Here is a 19,827-nt window from a genome sequence, read left to right on the forward strand (position 1 = left end):
GTCGTCCCCATCGGTAGGCAGTGGGCCATCAGTAGTAGAGGAGCGCCTTGCCCCAGTCCTCGTCGGGCCCGAACAGGCTGCGCGGCTTGACCACGTCGGGCATGGCGGTCAGCGCGTCATGCGGTACGAGAGTCCCCGGCGCCAGCCCGACGACCTCGCTGTCGACGCCGAACTCGGCTCGCACCGAGGCGGCCAACCGCGCCTGCGCGTGCGCCCGGTGCTCCTCGTCCACCTCGAACTCGACGCGCAGCAGCGCCGGTTCCGCCTTCGCCCGCCAGAACACCACTGCGTAGGAGTCCGGGAGGGAGAAGACAAGCTCCTCCAGTCGGTGCTGCGTGATCGTCGCGGCACCGACCCGGTGGCCGAACGCCGACCTGCCGAACACCTGGACCGTGGGCAGGTCCCAGCCGCATTCGCAGTCTCCGTAGGAGACGGACACGTTGTCCTCGAGGTTGTAGCGCAGCAGGGGCATCGCCTCGCGGAACAGCGGTGTGACCACGAGCTGGCCCTCGCCGTCCGCGCGGACGGTGCCGGTCTTCGGGTCGTACACCTCGAACAGCGCCCGGTCGGCCCACAGATGCATCCGGCCGTGCCGGCACTCTCCGGCGAGGCTGCCGGTCTCCGTGGAGCCGTACTCCTCGATGACCGGCACGCCCCACAGCTTGCTGATCCGGCGGCGGCGGGCGGCGGTCAGCGGCTCGCCGCCGACGAACAGGGCGCGCAGCGCGGGGAAGTCGGCGCCGGGCCGGTGCCCGGCGGCGGTCGCCGCGGCGGCCCAGATGAGGCATTCGGTCGGCACCGACCAGGTCAGGGTGACGCCGAGGTCGTGCATGACCCGTGCCACGCGGGCGTACGGCATGGCCAGCGACCGGTTGTCGCCTGGCACGACGGTGGCGCCGCGCAGCCGGGCGGCGGCGTGCGCGAGATGCCCTGTCAGCAGCAGCGCGTACGGCGTGCGCACCAGGAAGACGTCCTCGCCGGAGATCCCTATCCACTTGCGGGCGAAGCGTTCGGCGAGGTCGGTCCAGTCCTCCTGCGTGTAGTAGGAGGGCGTCGGCGAGCCTGCGGTCCCGCTCGACTCGTGGTAGGTGGCCAGCCGCTCCTTGGGGACGGCGAGCATGCCGTACGGGTAGTTGTCCCGCAGGTCCTGCTTGGTGGTCAGCGGCAGGGTGGCGAGGTCGGCGGGGGTCGTGGGCAGGGCCGCCGCGTTCAGACGGCGGCGGTAGAACGGCGAGCGCGCCGCCCAGGCGACGGTCTGCGGCAGTTGCTTCTCCTGGAGGCGCCGCAGCTCCTGCGGCCCCTTCCACTCGCCGAGTTGAGGCAGGCTCGAACGTACGTCATTCACCGCTTTTCCTCTCCTGACGGTCGATTCCCCGGACCTGGCCCAGCAGTCGATGCGCGTTGTCCCAGGCAATGCGCCGCCAGTGCTCGGGCGGCAGCCCCAGTGCCCGGAATTTGGCCAGCTCCACGGACGGGTGCTGGAGCGGGTACTCGGTGCCGAAGACCATCCGCTCGGCGCCGAGGCGGCTCAGCGCGGCCTCGGCCACGCACGTGTATCCGCCGGAGGTCTCCAGCAGGATGTTGGGCTCGTCCCGGATCAGGGTGAGGGCGTGGAGGTCGATGTTGCCGATGCCGCTGTGTCCCAGGACGAAGTTCACGCGCGGGAACCGGCGGGCCAGGCCGACCAGGTCGGCCACGGTCGCACCGCGCCTGGCCAGGCACACCACGTACACCGAGTGGCCGAACTCGGCTGCCACGGCGACGAGTTCGGCGATTCGTGGATCGGTGAGGCCGATGCCGTGGACGGCGGGTGAGATCTCCAGGCCGTGGAACTCGGCGGCGCTGGACCGGTACACCTCGGGCGGGCGGTGCGGGTTGGCGAAGAAGAACGGCACCAGGCGCCCGTCGGTGCCCGCGCAGATTTTCAGCACCGCGTCGTTGTCGGCGTCGGTCTGGACGTGCCCGCCCTCGACGAGCTGGCGGGACAGCCGGTCCAGGTCGATGGTGCCGCCCGCGCACACCACCGCTCGCGTCAGAGCGCAGTCGTCCAGCGTCGACAGGAGCCGTTCACCGGCGCCCGGCCGGGGTGCCAGGCGTACGTGGAAGTCCAGCACGGGCTGTGCGGTCATGGCGGCCATGGCTCACTTCTCGATGCAGAACTCGTCGATCGGGTAGCCGACATGCCGCTGCTTGACCGGCAGATGGCCGAGCACCTTCGTACCCGCCGTCAGATCCGTGACGTTCAAAACCGTGCCGCCCGGCCCCAACACCCGTACGTGCCAGTCGTCTTGGACGATGAGGTTGACGCTGACACCGGACGCCGAGACCGCGTCGATCGCCAGCAGCGGGCGCGTCTCGATCTTGACCCGCCCCACGGTGACGACCCGTGACCGCCCCTTCGCGTCGACGGCGAGCACCCTGCCGCCGGCGACGAGTTCACTGAGGTAGTTGGTGCGCCCCTCGGCGGACAGCGTGTACGAGTGGAGCGCACCGGCGTTGACCCGGAACGGCCGGGTCGGCATGTACGGAAGCGGGTGGGTCTCGCTACAGCACAAGATCATGCCGGTGGAGTGCGAGCCGACGAGGATCCCCTCGTCCAGACCGAAGTTGGTGCAGGTGTCGACGCATGCCCGTTCGCCCATCCCCGCTCGCCGGATCCCGGTGATCTCCAGCTCCACGAGCGGCAGTTCCGCCGTCTCGCTGACCGCCGCGGCCTTGAGTCCGGTCGCCTCCCCCGGCGCGCGCGAGGCGAGCATCACGCCGTCCGAGCCGTGCTCCAGGACGCCGAAGACGATCCGCGCCTCCTCCACGTCGGCCACCTGCGTGATGGTGCTGCCGTCCGCTCCGGCCGCGGCGGCCAGCACGATCTCCAGCGGGATCTTGGTGGGGTCGCGGAAGTACAGCAGGCTCCACTTGTCCAGGCGCGCCGCGCGGCAGGCGTCGTCCAGGCTGGCGGCGTCCGTGATCTCCACGTACCGGCCGAACTCCACATCGGGGTGACGGTGCGCCAGTTCGGCGGGCTCCCCGTGGAGCGCCGGGTCGACGATGACGAGGTCGGCCGGTGCCAGCTTCTCCGGCAGCGGCTGATTCTTCGGGAACAGAACCTTCTTCACGGTCGGGGGAAGCGGCTCCAGGTCGGCCAGTTCGGCCGCCACGATGGCGTCCACCCTCTGGTGGACGGCTTCCTCGACTATGGCTTGCTTGGCGCCGTCGGCGTCGCGGATGTCCAGCCAGCACAGCTTCACAGATTTCTCCTCGGCTGAAGGGTCGGGAAGTCTCATGACGTGAGGGCGAGATGGTTGTTCACACCGTCCCGGTCCGGGACGTGGGGTGATTCATGCACCAGGCGCGCGATCGCGGCCGCCGTCCGGCCGGGCCGCTCGGCCTGGAAGACGTTGCGGCCCATGGCCACTCCGGCCGCCCCGCCGCGCAGCGCGTCGGACACCTGGGCCAGTACCGCTTCGGTGTCGGCCGTGCGCGGGCCGCCGGCCACGATGACCGGGATCGGGCAGGCGCGTACGACATCGGCCATCTGCTCGGGTGTGCCCGGGTAGTCGGTCTTGACGATGTCCGCGCCGAGGTCGGCGGCCAGTGACGCGGCGTGCGCCACCAGTTCGGGTGCCCGCGAATCGGCGATCTGCGGTCCGCGGGCGTAGACCATGGCGAGCAGCGGGACGTTCGAGTGGTCGCACTCCCCCGCCACCGCCGCCAGATCGGCGACCTGGCGGGCCTCCTGACGCGAGCCGAGATTGACGTGCACGCTGACCGCGTCGGCGCCCAGCCGCAGTGCTTCCTCCACATGGGCGACCAGATACTTCGCGTCCGGATCGGGGGCGTGCCTCGTACTCGCGTTCAGATGCACGATCAGCGACATGGCGCCGAACCAGTTGTGGTCGACGTGCCGAAGACTGCCCTTGTGCAGCACCACGGCGTCGACTCCGGTGCCGGCCAGCTCACCGAGCAGGGAGTTCAGATCGCCGCGGCGCAGCGGCCCGTCGGTGACGGAGTGATCGAGCGGTACGACGAGCAGGCGCCCGTCGCCGTGCCGGAACAGGCGTCGCAGGCGCAGCCCCCGAGCGAACGAAGCGTTGTGTACAGCCACTGTGTCCTGCCTCTCTCAAACGGTGGCGGAACGGCCGGAGTTCAGGTCGCGGACGTGGTGTCCACCGGCATGTCCACCGGCTCCTGCCGGTCGAGCCGGAACTCGCGGTGCAGCGTCTCGACGGCGTCAACGACGCGTTCTCGCGGCACGATCACGGACAGCCGCATCTGGGAGGTGGAGATCCAGCTCGTCGGGATCCCGGCCGTGGCCAGTGCCGCCATGAGGCGGGCGGTGTACTGCGGCCGGCTGAGCAGGCCCATCCCGACCACCGACACCTTGCCGACGTTCTCGTCGAAATGAACGCCCCCGCCGAATTCGGCCGCCACCTGGTGCAGTGCGGCGCGCACGGGGTCGGTCTGGCTGCGGCGGATCGTGAATCCCATGCGGAACTCGTTCTCGTACGGCCCGGATCTGGCGACCAGGTCCACCACCGTCCCCTGGGCGGCCAGCACTTCGAACACGTCGGGCGCCAGGTCCCGGCGGCTGTCCCGGCAGTGCACGAGCACCCGCGCGACGTCGGTGTCGTGGGTCACCGCCACGACGGCCCGCCGGGTCTCCAGGGGCCGATCGTCGTGCCGGTCGACCACCGACGTCCCGGGCGCCTGCGACGACGCGTTCCGCACGCGCACTTCGACCCCTTCCATGGCGGCCAGTTCGATGCAGCGGGTGTGCAGGATCCGCGCGCCGGCGAAGGCCATCTCCGCCATGACTCCGGGGTGGATCCACGGCAGGCAGCGGGCCGCGGGGAGGATGCGGGGGTCGGCGCTGAAGACGCCGTCCACGTCGGTGTAGATCTCGCACGCCGACGCGCGAAGCCGAGCCGCCAGCGCCACCGCGCTCGTGTCGGAGCCGCCACGCCCGAGCGTGGCGATGTCCCCGGAGTCGTCCACGCCCTGGAATCCGGTGACCACCGCGACCTTGCCCCCGGCCAGAGCGGCGCTCACACGCGCCGCCCCGATCCTCGAGATGAGCGCGTCGCCGTGCCGGTCGGTGGTCCGGATCCCGGCCTGGTGGCCGGTCAGCGAGATGGCCGGCACACCCATGCCGTTGAGGGCGAGAGCCAGCAGCGCCGCCGACTCGCACTCCCCCACGGCCAGCAACTGATCCAGTTCGCGATCCATGGCCATGGACGAGGACGTGGACACCGCGGAGGCCGGGGACGGTGCCGGGGACGCGGGTTCGGCGCCGATGTCCGCGGCCAGCCGCAGCAGTTCATCGGTTCTGCCGCCGCGTGCGGAGACGACCACCGCCACCGACGGTCCGCCCCGCCGTGCCGCCGCGACGCGCAGGGCGGCGTGGCGAACGCGGTCAAGTGTCCCCAGAGAAGTACCGCCATATTTTTGGACCAGTACATCCACGGTCGTTTTCACCCCCCTTGTCGAACCGGTATGCCACGACAGTAATCGCGGCGCAGCTCCTGGCCCACTACTCGCATGGGTAGCGGACCTCATTCAGATATTCACGCCATGCCGCCGGGGCCGTTGACGGAATCACGTGATGGCGGCATCGCGTCATTGTGCGGCGCCTTTCATCACCGCAGTATCGAGAGCTGCGATCTGATCTCACAACAAAGGGGAGCGATATGTACGGCACGGATTCCGGCACGGCCGGCCCCCCGGATGTTCTGACCGGCCTCGGCGAGGACGGTCGCGCCTTCGCCCTGCTTTACCGGCCCGGCTCGGCGCCTTACCGGCCCGGCTCGGCGCGGAACGCGCCCGTGGAGGTTCTGACCGGCGAGATCCACACCGTGGACACCCTCGCGGAGCTGCCGCTCCCCGAGCTGTCGGCGAGCGGAGCGGGACACGACCTGCTCGTGGCGGTCCCGTACCGGCAGATCACCGAGCGCGGGTTCGTCTGCCGTGACGATCACGCGCCGTTGCTCGCCATGCGCGTCCACGAGCAGGCCGAACTCGGCCGTGACCAGGCCCTGGCAGCCCTCCCCGAGCGGAACGTGCGCGTGTCCGAGTCCGGATTCGACATCAGCGACGAGGGCTACGCGGCGATCGTCAAGCGGGTGCTGGGTGAGGAGATCGGGCAGGGCGCCGGATCCAACTTCGTCATCCGGCGCTCCTTCGTCGCACGGTTGGACGACTGCTCGGTCGGCACAGAACTCGCCGTCTTCCGCCGGCTGCTGACCGGTGAACTCGGCTCGTACTGGACATTCCTGTTCCACACCGGCGCGGGAACGTTTATCGGCGCATCGCCGGAAAGACATGTCAGCATGGCCGACGGCACCGTCTCGATGAACCCCATCAGCGGTACCTACCGGCACCCTTCGACCGGGCCGGACATTTCCGGTCTCCTGGATTTCCTGAACGACCGCAAAGAGGCCAACGAACTCTATATGGTGGTCGACGAGGAATTGAAGATGATGGCCCGTATATGCACCTCCGGCGGGCGGGTTCACGGCCCCTTCCTGAAGGAAATGGCGCGCCTGACCCACTCCGAATACATACTGACCGGCGAGAGCGATCTCGACGTACGCGACGTACTGCGCGAGACCCTGCTCGCCCCGACCGTGACCGGCAGTCCGCTCGAGAACGCCTTCCGGGTCATCGGCCGTCACGAGACCACGGGCCGCGGCTACTACGGCGGCGTCCTCGCGCTGATCGGCCGTGATCCGGCGGGCAGCCGCACACTCGACTCGGCCATCATGATCCGGACCGCCGAGGTCGCCACCGACGGCCGACTGCGCCTGGGCGTCGGCGCCAGCCTCGTCCGTGACTCCGACCCCGACTCCGAGGTGGCCGAGACGCGCGCCAAGGCCGCGGGCATGCTCCAGGCGCTCGGCCTCGGGGTGGAACGTACCGGCGCGGGCGGCAAGCCCGGCTCGGCCGGAGCCTACGAATCACCTTCCGCACATCCCCTGGTGAGCCTGGCGTTGGAGAGCCGCAACGCCACGCTGTCGCGCTTCTGGCTCGACGCGGGACATCGGCGGGCACCGGACCCGGCGCTGGACGGCCGGCGTGTGCTGGTCATCGACAACGAGGACACCTTTACGGGAATGCTCGGCCATCAACTGCGGGCCCTCGGCCTGCGGACCACGATCACCCGGTTCGACAACCCGCTGCCCCGGGACGGGTTCGACCTCGTCATCGTCGGTCCCGGCCCCGGCGACCCCCGCGATGTGACGGACCCGCGTATGAGCACGCTCCGTACGCTCACCCGTGAACTGCTCGCCGGTACGGTCCCGTTCCTGTCGATCTGTCTGAGCCATCAGATACTCGCCACCGAGCTGGGCCTCGAGATCGTACGGCGGGCGGTGCCCAACCAAGGCGTGCAGAAGCTCGTCAACCTGTTCGGCCAGGCCGAACTCGTGGGCTTCTACAACACGTACGCCGCGTACGCCGACCACGACGTGGTGCCCGGCACCGGACGGCGCGAGCCGGTGGACATCAGCCGGAGCGCCCGGACGGGCGAAGTGCACGCCCTGCGCGGTGCGGGGTTCCGGTCCGTGCAGTTCCATCTCGAATCGATACTCACCCAGCACGGCCCGCGGATCCTCGGTGACCTGCTCACCTCACTGCTCAGGGACGCGGAGGACACCGGCGCCGGCGCGCCCCGCGCTCACGTCACGAACCGCCGGTAGCGGTTCCCTTCGCCCACGCCTCGACCAACTCGAGGGCCTGGCCGGCGTTGAGCCTCGGATCGCACAGTGAGGTGTAGTGACGCGGCAGCTCGTCCTCGCTCCCCACCGATCCGCCGACGCACTCCGTCACCTCGTCCGCGGCGACCTCCAGATGGAGTCCGGCGGCGTGCTGCCGGCTCTCCTCCACGATGTCGCGAAATCGCAGCGCCTCGGTGATCACGTCGTCGAGATGACGTGTTTTCAGACCGAGCCGGGTCTTCACCGTGTTGCCGTGCATGGGATCGCTCAGCCACACCACCGGATGTCCCGCATTCGCCACACGGCGGACAAGGGGCGGCAGGATCTCCTGAATCCGGTCCCGGCCCATCCGCGGTATCAGCACGAGGCGACCGGGCTCACGCCGTGGATCAAGTGCCGCGCACAACCGCGCAATGTCGTCGGGGTTCGCGGTCGGTCCGATCTTGCACCCCACCGGATTCACCACGGCGGAGAGCAGGGCGACGTGCGCGTCCGCCGGTTGGCGTGTGCGTTCCCCCACCCAAGGCAGGTGCGTGGAGGCCAGATACAGCTCATCCGTGTCGGGGTCGCGGCGGATCAACCGGGATTCGTAGTCGATGACCAGGGCCTCGTGGCTCGACCACGGCCCTTCCGTTTCCGGCGTACGACCATCTCCGCGCCGGTGTGTCCGCATCGCCCGCTGCACTCTGTCGCCGGCGTCATAGGCCCACAACATGCGCTCAGGGTTGGGCTGCCGGGTCATCGGCGTGGCGATCTCCGAATTAATCATGTGCCCCTGAAATGAGGGAATTATCAGTGCGCCGTGACGTTCGGTCGGCTGTGATCTGGGTTTCGCGAACTGCCCGCCCATACGGCCGACCCGGATGACGCGCCGGCCGGTGAGTTCACTGAATCGATCTCCCAATTCGTCGATGACACGCAGCTTCTCCGATATATGCCAAGGGGTGCATTCGTAGAAGCTCTCCGCGCAGTCGCCCAGTTGAAGCAGGAGAGCGTCGGTCGTCAGGAGTGCCGACAGCGACCGTCGCAGCCCCCGGACCTCCGCCGCCGTCACCAAGGGCGGAGCCGACGCCAGCCCCTGACACGCCTCGTCGTACGCGGCGTGTTTTCGCCAGTCGGGTTGCTGGGCCGCCGGCATGTCCTCCCACGGCCCGAGTCGGGTGAAGTCCGCCGTAGAGCTGGGTGGTTGCATGTGTGCTCCCGTCGAGAGATCAGCGAGACGTGCCTCCGGGAGCCATGGCGGGCCCAGGGCCCGGCCGCCGATGAGCGGGGTGTCGTTGGCCCGAACCGGCCCGGCCACGCCGGAGGTTCCCGCACCGTCGAGGCGGGTGCCCCTAGCGTGACCTGGCAACCGGCGCCCGCACATCACGTCTTCGCGCCGCTGCGGACATGATTTCCACCGGCCGACCGACCGGGCGACCGACCGGGTGACGGCCGGCGTGCGCGGGCACCGGCGCAGCAGCGCAGCGGCGGACCCTCGCCGTCTTCGGCCTCACGTCGTCGTCCGGCCGGGGCTCCGCGCGGATCGACTTCAGAGGGAAAATCAAGGGTAGAGGAGTTGAGGCCAGAGGAGTTAAAGTCAATTTCTGCGACTCGAGCGCATAGCGGGGGATTCCACCAATGATCTTTCACATGCTCCCAGTTAGGTTAGGGTTACCTGTTTCGACGGCACCCGGAATTCGCCCTTACGTCGCGAGTCGACCACAGCCGGCCGGAGAGGCTGTTCCTGTGGAAATCGACGGTTCCGGAGACTCCCGGGGCTGCCTCCGTACACACAGGCCGGTCGGATCCGCCGGACAGGACCTAGGGGGACATTCCGATGTCAGACGTCCTTCCGCCACGGCTCGCGGCGACGACGACGTACTCCGTACTCGTGGCCGATCCCGAGATGTCGGCCCGCTCCGTGCTGGCGGCGGTGATCGAGGCCGCTCCCGGACTGGAGTTGGCGGGCGAGGCCGCCACCGGTGAGGAAGCGGTGGCCCGCGCCGCCGAGACCCACCCGGACGTGGTGGTGCTGGGCACCGGGGCACCCGGCATGAACATCGTCGCCACGACCGGGCGCCTGCTGGACGCCGCCGACCCTCCCAGGGTCATCATCCTGACCGCGCCCGATCACCGGGAACAGGGCCGCGACGCCCTGCGCGCCGGGGCGTCCGGTCTGCTCCTGCGGGACGCGCCGCCTGAACAACTGCTCGGCGCGATTCCCGCCGTAGCGGCGGGATATGTGCTGATGGCGCCCGCCTTGGTCCACCGGACGACGGAGAGGTACGTCCGCCCGGAGTCGTCCTCGGCCTCCGACCTCCACGACGTGCTCGGCCACACGCTCGCCGCGATCAACCGCGAGAGCGAGCTGGTGGCGCTGCTCCCCGGCGCCCAGCCGGGCCTGCCCCGGGCCGAGTTGGCGACCGTTCTCGCGCGCCGCCCCCTCGCCGAGGCCCACGCCCTGGCCACCGAGATCGAGGGGGTGCGTACCGACCTGGAGTCCATGGGGGTACGGGTCGAGGTCACCCGCGCTCTGGCCACGCTGCCCTGGCCGATCCAGAAGGCGTTCGGCCGAGTGGCGCGGGAGGCGGCCGGCAACATCGTCCGGCACAGCGAGGCCGGTCACTGTCTGATCGAGGTCTGGGCCGGCAGCCGGACGGCGCATCTGCGGATCACCAACAACGGCGCCGGGCACCGCTACTCCACGCCCGGGACAGGGGCCGGGCTGGCCGCGCTGACGACGAAGCTGCGCGACATCGGCGGCACGCTGGTGCACAGCGCGGGCCCTCATCTCACGTATCGCGTCGAGGCGACAGCCCCGTTGAGCCGCAGCGACTGGTGGCGAAAGATGGCGATCAAGGTGGTCCTGGCCAAGGACGAAGCCCTCACCCGGGAGGCCCTGACCGAACTTCTCCAACTGTCCGGAGACATCGAGGTCGTGGCCCACACAGGACGCGGCGACGGCGTGCTGGAGCTGGTGAACGAACACCAGGCGGAGCTGGCCGTTCTCGATGTGCATATGCCGGGCATGAACGGGGTCGAGGTCGCCGAGCAGTTGAACCGGGAACGGCCCGGTTTCCCCGTCGTGATCCTGACCCACGACGCCAAACCCGGACATCTGCGGCGGGCCCTCCAGGCGGGGGTGCGGGGAGTCCTCACCAAGGAGACCTCGGTCAGCGAGCTGAGCAGGGTGATCCGTGAAGTGCGCTCGGGGGGACGGCACTGCCCCCCGGAGCTGGTCGCCGAGATGCTGGCCGTCGGCGAGAACCCGCTGACCGCCCGTGAGGCGGAGATCCTGAAGGCGGCGGAGGACGGCAGCCCCATCACCGCGATCGCGTCCCAACTGCATCTGAGTCCGGGAACGGTCCGAAATCACATCCATTCGGCCATACACAAACTGAAGGCCGGAAACAGGATCAGTGCCGTGCACGCCGCCGCGAAGGCCGGCTGGATCTGAGTCGTCAGACACCTGGCATCAGATGAAGTCCATCGCCCCGGGCTTCCATTTGTAGTGTGACTCAAGTTTGTAGTACTCCCCCTCGGGTGACGCCGCGACGCCGTAGACGAACTTACGGTCTGCGTCACCGTAGGGAACGCTTTTCACGAACTGCTCGATCCCCGGGTCGAGTCGAACGGGAAGAGTCGACAGGTCCGTAGTCGTCGCGGCATAACACATCCGCTCAACTCTCGAACCGTCCCAGCTCAATGTGGCATACAGTCCGAACGCTTCCTCGCCGAGTTGCAGAGCCTGCTCACTCGGCTCCGGCAGTCCCATTTCGCGGAGCATCGACACGATGGTCTTCGATTGGAAGCATTCGGCGGGTACGTCGTTGAAGTACACGTTCACCGTTCTGTGCGGATAGTCGATCCCGATCACGCCGATTCGGTCTGCCAGGCCGTAGTGGGAGAACAGATCGGCGTTCTCGGCCAGACCGCGCGGCATGGACGGGATTTCGGCAAGCTTCGACAGCTCCTGTAGATCATCCGGAGTGAAGAAGGAATAGATCTTCTTGAAACCGCCGACGACTCCGAAATCGATACCGAAACTGTCGATGGGGCAGCGCTCCCGGAGATGTGCGAGCAGAGCCCCCACGGGATGGTTCGTCTCCGCCGTCAGTCCGTTCGACAGGGCGACACCGTACGGATCTCGCTCGTCCGGATGTGTCGTGAAGCGGCAGTCGAGCTCTCCCACGTGGCGTACACCGGTCGCCACCCTGAAAGCGACCACGGTCGCGGCGTGCGCGAATGTGTCCCCGTACGCGGTCAGGACGGGCCGGACCCGGTCGCGCGAGCAGGCCACGTCCAGCAGTCGAGCCGATTCTTCGATGGTCGAGTAAAGGTCCGCCACCTCGGCAGTTCCGGACATCAATCCTCCACGTTCTGGGAATCGGAATGGCACGACGATAATCGCGGCGCACCGGCCTGACCACTACTCACGCGAGTAGTGCCGGCGTACGGGCGTTCATGCCGTACCGCCGCCGGTCCCTTAAAACTCTCCTGGCATTAGGATTCGGTGTTCAACTGACCAGTACGGACAGTTGAACACCATCGTGATATCGCCATGTTCGAGGCACGCGCTATTCTCCGGAGGGACACGGGGAGAATCATGAATCCATTGGTAGGGCGTGCACACGTACTGTCCGCGTTGGTCGGCCATTTGGATGCCACCGAGCGCGGCTCCGGCGGCTGTGTCGTGATCGAAGGGCCGTTCGGCACAGGCAGGACCCGCCTGTTGAAAGCCGCCGCCCTGGAGGGTGCGGAACGCGGCTTGACCGTGGTGGCGGGGCGGGCGAGTGGAACCGATCGGCCGGCCCCCGTTCATTTGCTGACCAATTTCTTACGGCACGTCACGTCGGACGAAATCGATTTCGATGATCTGGTCCGTCCGGACAGAAATCCTTTCTGGTTGGTGGATCGTCTGGGTGAGCTGGTCGAGAACGCGGCACGCAGACAACCCCTGATGATCGTTCTGGACGACGCCCAGCGGGTCGACGACGTCGGTGGTCTGGTCCTGCGGGGGCTCGTGCAGTCACTCGCCTCGGCACCGGTGCTGTGGCTGCTCGCGCGCCGGCCGGTGCCCGCACGGTCGCTCGCCCAGCACGCCATCGGCTGGCTGGCCGAACATGCCTCGGTACGGCTTCATCTGGGGTCGCTGGACAATGAGGCGGTCGCCGAGCTGTGTACCGGCGTTCTCGGCGCCAAACCTGATGCGTCCGTGCTCAGTTGGGCGGCTCGCTGCGGGGGCAACCCGTGGCTGTTGGAGTGTGTGCTCGGCGCGCTCGTCCAGGCGGGACAGGTGGTCATTGTCGACGGCACGGCGTCGGTGGTGGCCGAGCATCTGCCCGAGGGTGTTCTCACGGCGGTTGGCCGCCTGCTGGACGAGATGCCGCCCCCGGTTCGGCGTCTGCTCGTGTCTCGCGGGCGGCTCGGTCATACGTTCACGGTCGAGGAGGCAGCGGCCTCGCTGGGTGAGTCGGCTGTGGCTCTGGCCGCCACGGTCGACGATGCGGTGCAGGTCGGCGTGGTGCGACGGAACGGCGTGGAGCTGGCGTTCGCCCACGAGGTGATCGAGGAGGCGCTACAGCACGCCATGTTCCGGGAGGGGGAGCCGGTCGCCGCCGCGTCGGAGACCGGCGCCGGGACTCCTCACGTACAGCCAGGACGCGATGAGGGTGACGACGACGCCGACATGACGGCACGGGCCGTCTCGGCTCTCGGAGACGGGGCCGACGAAGCACCGCGCGCGCTGGCCCACGCCCTGCGGCTGCTCGCGGGAGCGGGGCGGGGCACCGAGGCGGGCCACCTCGCGGAGGTCGCCCTGCGCCCCGCCGTCGACGCGGCGGCCGAGGCGCACCTGGTGGTCGAGTTGGGGCAGGGGCTGCGGGACGCCGACCGCCATGGAGCGGCGGCCGAGCTGGTTCGGCGAACGCTGGAGCGAGAAGACGTCTGTGAGCTGGATCGTGCCAAGTTGAAGGGGACGCTCGTGGACACCGCGCAGCGCGTGAGCGACGGGCCCGGCGCTCTCGTGGCACCGTGGCGCGGTCAACCGGCCGCCTTCGCGCCGTCGTTCGTCTCCCGGGGTGACGAGTCGCGGCAGGCGTCGCCCGCGCCGTACGCGGACACGGACGAACGCCCGCCGTGGACATGGCTGGTCCGGGCCCTGCTCGCGGCCGATCAGTTCGAGGAGGCCGCGGATGTCTGCGCCGCCGTCAAGAAGGAGGCACAGAAGCTCGGCGGGCCCTGGCCCGAGTCCCTGTGGCACGGCCATCGCGCCGAACTCCTGGCAGCGGCCGGCCGACTTGAGGAAGCGCGTGCCGAAGCCGAGACCGCGCTTCGTCCGGCGGACGGCTCGGCACCGGAGAACTCCGTACCCGCGCGGCTCGTTCTGGCCCGCGTCAGCATGCACCGAGGCGATCTCGCCACCGCCAGCGAACAGTTGCGCATGACCGAACGGCTGGTGACCGGTGACACGGGCGCCTACAGGGCCGGCCTGGACTGGGCGCTCGCCCAGTTCCACGCGGCCGGTGGGCGTCCGGCGATGATGGTGCAGACGCTGATCAACGTCGAGGGCCAGGTCACACCCGATCCGTTGCTGTTCACCGAGGCGCCGACCGCGGCGGCGGCGCTCGTACGTCTGGCCCGGCGGGTGGGACTCGGCGAAGAGGCCGAACTGGCGGCCGAGTTCGCCCGGCGGATCGCCGATCGCAATCCGAACGTGCCGTCGTTGGCGGGCGGCGCCGAACACGCCGAGGGCGTCCTGCGAAACGACCCGATCGCTCTGGATCGCGCCGTGGAACTGTACCGGCTCGCCGCGCGCCCGCTGGCGGAGGGCAGCGCACTCGAGGACGCGGCGCGGGAGGAGGAGAACAGGGGCAACAGAGCCCGGACGGTTCGGCTTCTCGAGTCCGCCATGAATCTCTATCTGGAGTGCGGTGCGCAGCGTGATCTGGCGCGAGTGCAGAAGAAGCTGCGCCAACTGGGCGCGCACAACGTACGTCCGCTGACCGCCGACCGGCCCAAGTCGGGCTGGGAGAGTCTTACGGGGGCGGAGCTGCGTGTCGTACGGGCGATCGTCGACGGCAGAACCAACAGAGAAGCGGCGAGCATGCTGTTCCTGTCGCCCCATACCGTCGACAGTCATCTGCGGCGTGTGTTCTCGAAGCTCGATATCAACAGCCGCGTCGAACTGACCAAACACTTCCTCGCGCACGAGGCCGTCTCACCTGTGACAGCCGCCTCGCGACAGCGGGGTTACGCGGGCTGATCCCGCCGCGGCGAAGGCGCTGCGGCGGGTCACCTCGGATCGGTCGAATCAGTCGGGTCGGCCGGGTCAAACGGATCGGCAGGGTCGGCAGGGTCGGCAGCGTCGACGCTCAGTCCGTCTCCTGCTCGTCTCCCAGCGAATAGACCGCCGCCCCGCTCGAATAGATCGCGGCTCCGCGTGCCAGTTCGGCGCGGGTGCTGATACCGAGCTTCCTGAATACCTTCCTGAGATGGTAATTCACGGTATGCGCCGACAGGTACACGCGTTTGGCGATCTCACGATTCGTCAGACCGACACTCACCAGATAGGAGATCCGCCGCTCCATGTCCGAGAGACTGGACCAGCACGTGGCATCCTGCTGGAAGCCGACTTCTTCGGAAATGGCCGGGGCCGCGTTCTGCGGCCTCTTCGCCGAAGCCTTCGCGGAATGGAGTTTGGCGAGTTCCGCCGTCGCCAGGGCGACGGAGACGGGGTCCGGCGACTGCGCGATAATGTGTGCCAGCCCGGCCTGATCGCTGTTGGCCAACGCGTTCGCGTGCAAGGCGCTCAGAGCGATGACCGAGACGCCAGCATTGTCGCGCGCGAGACCGTCCACCGTTTCGAGAACCTTGCGCTCGAGGCCGGCGTCCCCTACATCGAGTGCGAGGCGGACCAGGAACGCGCCGGCACCCGGGTCCTCGACGTACAGACTGCGCCGCGTCGGAAGATGGCCGTACTTGCCGGACAACAGCTCGATGGCGGCTCGAGGCCCTTCGCTCTTGGCCGCGACACGCACTTCCGTCCAGGCGTACTGCGCGGACTGGAGAGCCGCCCCGTCACCCGCCAACTCGCTCTGCGCCCGCCTCAGATACTCGGCGGCTGTGGGCAGGTCCCCGGTGTACAGAGCGACGGTGCTGAGCACGCAGAACGCCAGGGGTCGCAGTACGGGAACGGCGTCCGGCTCCAACGCGGACGTCACCAACTGCGCCTGCCGGTGGGCGTCTCTGAACCGTCCGGCCTGTAGATAGAGCCGGGCCCGCATCGCCGCCGGCGCCGCGGCCCAGACCTGCGTGGAGACCCCTTGCAGGCCGACTTCCGCGTCATCGATCAGCGCCTCGGCCTTCTCGAATTCACGAAGGTTTGCCAGCTTCCCGGCCAGAGCGAGCTGGAAATGAAGGCGCCAGACGGGATCGACAGTGTCGCCGTATCTCACAGCGGTACGTCCCAGCTCCAGACCCTCGCTCAATTCCCCAGCACGCCAGCGCAGATTGGACAGCGTTGTCAGCGCCATCGAAGCGGCGATATCGCCCCGCTCCCTACCGCGTTCGCGCAGAATTCTCTCGGAGTATTTCTCCGCTTCTTCCTTGCCCAGCAGGAAGTAACCCAGAACGAGGGACGCCTCCGCGTCGAGCCGGTCGGAAGTCGATATGCCCGGTCCGGCGAGAATCCGTTCCGCGACACGTATTCCAGCCGTCGCCTCACCGTTCATTATCAGCCCATGGGCCTTCGAGTACGCCCCGCCGGCTTCCTCGACAGCCAAATTCGGCGGGTCTGCCGGACGTTCCGCCGGACGCTCCCTGGGGTGCTCCGCCGCCCGGAACTGCTCTTCATAGGCGTGGGCGCCTCGCCCGGTGCGCCCCCTCGCCTCACGCACCAACGCGCCACGCGCCGGAACGGGGATGGACTCGATGACCCCCTGCAAGAGGAAATCACTCTGGAACGCGAGTTGATCCGCCGCCTCAACGACGAAGCCCGATACCAGCGCCTCGTCCAACGGCGCGAGCAAGGTGGCGGAGGACCGGTCCAGCATTCTGGACACATCCTCCAGCATAAAGGATCTGCCCAATACGGCGGCGACCTTCAGGAACTGCTGACAGCCCGTGCTCAGCTCAACCATCCGACGCTCCACGAATTCCAGAACGCGACGCGGAATCCGCCGATCGGTCAGGCGGGCCGTACCGTCGTACTCGTGGAGGAGTCCTTCTTCCACCAGCCCCAGCGCGAGTTCGGCGAGGAGCAGGTGATTGCCTCCGGCGCCGGCCGCGAAGCTGATCAATTCATGATCGATGTCGGCCCCGATGAGATCCCGCAACACTTGTTCGCCGGCACCTTCGTCCAGCAGCCCCGGCACCGGCCGTCTCGTGACCGTCGGCTTTCTGTTCGCTATCGTCGGTCTCATTTCCATAACCCCCCGTAGATTATGCTCATGCGACTGGAATGATCACGATCACCACAGACCGCACGCTTCTGCACTTTTCACACCGACCGAAAAGCTTCGATCAAATTAGTACAGATCCTGAACTATCTCCATAGAAGTTTTGTCATGGCCTGAGAATGCAATTCCCACGGTCAACCATATTACTTTTGACTGGTCTCCCCATGACAAAAATAACTGGCTCCGTTCAAACTCCACCGCCGCACGAGACGCTATCAAGGATGCCATATTTCCATGCCACGGCGGATAACGAAGCCGTCGTCCCGATTCAATCCGAGAGCCCCCGACCAAACCGCGTCGGGGGCTCTCAGTGGCTCAGTGATCGCGAAATGGTCAGACTCTGGCGTCCTCCCCGACCTCGGCCTGCGGAGCGGAAGTCGCCTTCGGCGCCCGGCGTCCGGGCATCCACCAGTTGGCGTTGCCGCACAGCTCCATCACCGCGGGCACGAGGATCATCCGGATGATGGTGGCGTCGATGAACACCGCGACGGCCATGCCGAGACCGATCTGCTTGATCGCGACGTCCGGGCCGAGCAACGAGGTCGTGAAGACGGCGATCATGATCGCCGCCGCGGCGGTGATGACCTTGGCGGTACGGGCGAGTCCGCTCGTCACGGCCCTGCGGGTGTCGCCGGTGCGCTCGTACTCCTCACGGATCCGCGAGATCAGGAAGACCTCGTAGTCCATCGACAGACCGAACAGCACCGGGAACATCATCATCGGGACCCACGTCGTGATCGGCATCTCGGTCGGGAATCCGAGGGCCTTGCCCAGCCATCCCCACTGCACGACCGCGACCAGCACACCGTAGGCGGCCCCGATCGACAGCAGGTTCATCACGGCGGCCTGGAGCGCGATCGTGACCGAGCGGACCAGCGCGATCAGCAGCAGCAGGGACATCACGATGACGACGGCGATCATCAACGGCAGCCGCGAGCTGGTCTCCTGGGCGAAGTCGATCGCGCCCGCGTTCGGGCCTCCGACATAGATGTCTTCGCCGCCGGACGCGTCCGGCAGCACATCGTCGCGCAGCTCGTGCACCAGGTCCTTGGTCGCCTCGTCCTGATATCCGGTCTTGGGGAAGGCCATGAAGGTGGCGGCCTGCCCGTCCTCGCTGATCCGGGGCTGTGTGACATGGGCGATGCCCCCGGTCGCGCCGACCGCCGCGATCGCGGGACTCAGATCCGCGTCCCTGGAACCGATCTCGGTGGCGAAGATCAGGGGTGCGCCGTAACCGGGACCGAAGCCTTCGGAGATGATCTCGTACGAGGTGTAACTGCTCCGGTCATGGGGCTGGACGCTGGCGTCGGGCAGGCTCAGCCGCATCGACAGCGCGGGTGCGGCCAGCACCAGCAGACCGGCACCGGCCAGCGCGGCGGCGATCAGCGGCTTGCGCTGCACCACACCGGCCCAGCGCTCGGCGGGGGTACGGCGCTCGCGGGCCGGGGCACCGACCGGTTCGTGCTTGCGGGACGTACGACGGGGCAGCCGCAGCGAGCTGATCTTGTGGCCGGTGAAGCCCAGGAACGCCGGCAGCAGGGTCACCGCGGCGATCATCGTGACCAGTACGGTCAGCGACGCGCCGATGGCCACGCCGGTCATCAGCCGCTGTCCCATGGTGACCAGGCCCAGGAGCGCGATCACGACGGTCGTACCCGCGAACAGCACCGCGTGACCCGCCGTGGTGATGGCCTTGACCGTGGCGGTCTCGGGATCGTCACCGGCCTTCAGGCTCTCCTTGTAGCGGGTCACGATGAACAGCGCGTAGTCGATGCCGACGCCGAGCCCGATCAACGCGGCGACGAGCACGGTGAAGTCCGGGGAGGGGACCACATGCCCCACGAGCTTGATCAGGGCGATGCCGCCGAGGATCGCCACCAGCGCCGTCACGATCGGCAGACCCATCGCCACGAGTGACCCGAAGGCGAGGAACAGGATCACCGCTGCGGCCAGGACGCCGACGCCTTCGGCCGGACCCTGCTTGGGTGTCTCGGCCTTCTCCGCCTTGTCCCCGCCCAGCCCCAGCGTCACACCGTCGCCGGATGCCTCCTTGACCGTGGTGACCAGGGGTTTGACATCGGCCTTGGTCAGATTCTTGTCGGTCAGCGGGATGGTCGTACGGGCGATACGACGATCCTCCGTGACCAGTTGCTCGTCCTGGTACGGCGAGATCACCGGCCCGGTGATGGCCGAGTCGGACAGCTCGGCGACGACCTTCTCGATCTTCTGCCGGGCGGCGGAGTCGTCGATCCCCTTCTCCGCCTTGATCGCGAGAGTCAGCGTGTCCCCTTGCTGCTCGGGGAAGTGATCCTCGATCAGTGCCTGTGCCTTGGCGGACCCGGTGTCGCCACCGGTGAAGTCGTTGTCGGGGTCGGCGCCGAAGCCGAAGCCGACGAACGCGACGACGATCACGCCAACTATCCACGTGAGGAGGACCAGGCGGCGGCGCCGAAAACAGAACCGGGCCAGTCCCGCCAGAGCTCCATCCGTACGGGGAGTCTCGGTTGGCATCTGCTTCTCCTCGAGTCGTTGAGCGTTGCGCTCAACACTCGCGGTCCCGCTCCCCCGCGTCGACGTGCGTATGAAGACACTCTGCCGATCCCAGTACCGCAAAGGCGGTACTCTCCGCGCGGTACACACGAAAGCTCCTACATACCGTCAGGTGGTATGTAGGAGCT

The 19,827-nt window shown here is 68.1% G+C and carries 12 protein-coding genes; 3 read left to right on the top strand and 9 right to left on the bottom strand.

Annotation, left to right across the window (positions count from 1 at the left end; genetic code table 11):
• Positions 1–28: 28 nt before the first annotated feature.
• The 5 genes from OG329_RS02695 to OG329_RS02715 are packed head-to-tail and all read right to left on the bottom strand — an operon-like array spanning position 29 to position 5,472.
• The gene (locus tag OG329_RS02695; protein WP_405792418.1) at positions 29–1,345 is read right to left on the bottom strand and encodes a phenylacetate--CoA ligase family protein; all 1,317 of its coding nucleotides are present in this window, start codon (positions 1,343–1,345) and stop codon (positions 29–31) included.
• Positions 1,338–2,138, bottom strand: a complete 801-nt coding sequence (locus OG329_RS02700) for an amidohydrolase family protein (RefSeq protein ID WP_405792420.1) — start codon at positions 2,136–2,138, stop codon at positions 1,338–1,340. Before OG329_RS02700 ends, OG329_RS02695 begins: the two co-directional genes overlap by 8 nt.
• A gap of 3 nt (positions 2,139–2,141) precedes the next feature.
• Positions 2,142–3,245 carry a 3-dehydroquinate synthase II family protein gene (locus OG329_RS02705; protein ID WP_405792422.1) on the bottom strand — a complete coding sequence of 368 codons (1,104 nt, stop codon included), beginning with the start codon at positions 3,243–3,245 and terminating at the stop codon, positions 2,142–2,144.
• A 32-nt stretch (positions 3,246–3,277) separates the two neighbouring features.
• Entirely contained in the window at positions 3,278–4,102 is an 825-nt protein-coding gene (locus OG329_RS02710) for a 2-amino-3,7-dideoxy-D-threo-hept-6-ulosonate synthase (protein WP_405792424.1), read from the bottom strand.
• Between the two features lie 41 nt (positions 4,103–4,143).
• Positions 4,144–5,472, bottom strand: coding sequence for an aspartate kinase (locus tag OG329_RS02715; protein ID WP_405792426.1), 1,329 nt, complete (start codon positions 5,470–5,472; stop codon positions 4,144–4,146).
• A gap of 212 nt (positions 5,473–5,684) precedes the next feature.
• Here OG329_RS02715 and OG329_RS02720 point away from each other — a divergent pair, with 212 nt between their 5' ends.
• On the top strand, positions 5,685–7,691 hold the full coding sequence (locus tag OG329_RS02720) for an anthranilate synthase family protein (RefSeq protein ID WP_405792428.1): 2,007 nt from the start codon (positions 5,685–5,687) through the stop codon (positions 7,689–7,691).
• On the opposite strand, the gene OG329_RS02725 is transcribed toward OG329_RS02720, so the two are convergent.
• The gene (locus OG329_RS02725) at positions 7,675–8,847 is read right to left on the bottom strand and encodes a 3-deoxy-7-phosphoheptulonate synthase (protein ID WP_405792430.1); all 1,173 of its coding nucleotides are present in this window, start codon (positions 8,845–8,847) and stop codon (positions 7,675–7,677) included. The genes OG329_RS02720 and OG329_RS02725 overlap by 17 nt on opposite strands.
• Positions 8,848–9,528: 681 nt before the next feature.
• Here OG329_RS02725 and OG329_RS02730 point away from each other — a divergent pair.
• Positions 9,529–11,148 carry a response regulator gene (locus tag OG329_RS02730; protein WP_405792432.1) on the top strand — a complete coding sequence of 540 codons (1,620 nt, stop codon included), beginning with the start codon at positions 9,529–9,531 and terminating at the stop codon, positions 11,146–11,148.
• An 18-nt stretch (positions 11,149–11,166) separates the two neighbouring features.
• Here the strand turns inward: OG329_RS02730 and OG329_RS02735 are convergent, their stop codons facing one another.
• Entirely contained in the window at positions 11,167–12,057 is an 891-nt protein-coding gene (locus OG329_RS02735; RefSeq protein ID WP_405792434.1) for an aromatic prenyltransferase, read from the bottom strand.
• Positions 12,058–12,297: 240 nt separating this feature from the next.
• Between OG329_RS02735 and OG329_RS02740 the strand changes: the two genes are divergently transcribed.
• Entirely contained in the window at positions 12,298–14,955 is a 2,658-nt protein-coding gene (locus OG329_RS02740) for an AAA family ATPase (RefSeq protein ID WP_405792436.1), read from the top strand.
• Between the two features lie 109 nt (positions 14,956–15,064).
• Here OG329_RS02740 and OG329_RS02745 read toward each other — a convergent pair whose 3' ends face one another.
• Positions 15,065–17,065 (bottom strand): LuxR C-terminal-related transcriptional regulator, encoded by a 2,001-nt coding sequence (locus OG329_RS02745; protein WP_405792438.1) that lies wholly within the window; start codon positions 17,063–17,065, stop codon positions 15,065–15,067.
• Positions 17,066–17,482: 417 nt separating this feature from the next.
• On the bottom strand, positions 17,483–19,660 hold the full coding sequence (locus OG329_RS02750) for an MMPL family transporter (RefSeq protein WP_405792440.1): 2,178 nt from the start codon (positions 19,658–19,660) through the stop codon (positions 17,483–17,485).
• Positions 19,661–19,827 lie beyond the last annotated feature (167 nt).

This window comes from Streptomyces sp. NBC_01506 (assembly GCF_045040295.1).
Taxonomy (GTDB): domain Bacteria; phylum Actinomycetota; class Actinomycetes; order Streptomycetales; family Streptomycetaceae; genus Streptomyces.

Bases quoted from the DNA above. Each gene is read 5' to 3' on its own strand.
- OG329_RS02700 (WP_405792420.1), bottom strand. From the start codon at position 2,138: ATGGCCGCCATGACCGCACAGCCCGTGCTGGACTTCCACGTACGCCTG.
- OG329_RS02720 (WP_405792428.1), top strand. From the start codon at position 5,685: ATGTACGGCACGGATTCCGGCACGGCCGGCCCCCCGGATGTTCTGACC.
- OG329_RS02725 (WP_405792430.1), bottom strand. From the start codon at position 8,847: ATGCCGGCGGCCCAGCAACCCGACTGGCGAAAACACGCCGCGTACGAC.
- OG329_RS02730 (WP_405792432.1), top strand. From the start codon at position 9,529: ATGTCAGACGTCCTTCCGCCACGGCTCGCGGCGACGACGACGTACTCC.
- OG329_RS02735 (WP_405792434.1), bottom strand. From the start codon at position 12,057: ATGTCCGGAACTGCCGAGGTGGCGGACCTTTACTCGACCATCGAAGAA.
- OG329_RS02740 (WP_405792436.1), top strand. From the start codon at position 12,298: ATGAATCCATTGGTAGGGCGTGCACACGTACTGTCCGCGTTGGTCGGC.
- OG329_RS02750 (WP_405792440.1), bottom strand. From the start codon at position 19,660: ATGCCAACCGAGACTCCCCGTACGGATGGAGCTCTGGCGGGACTGGCC.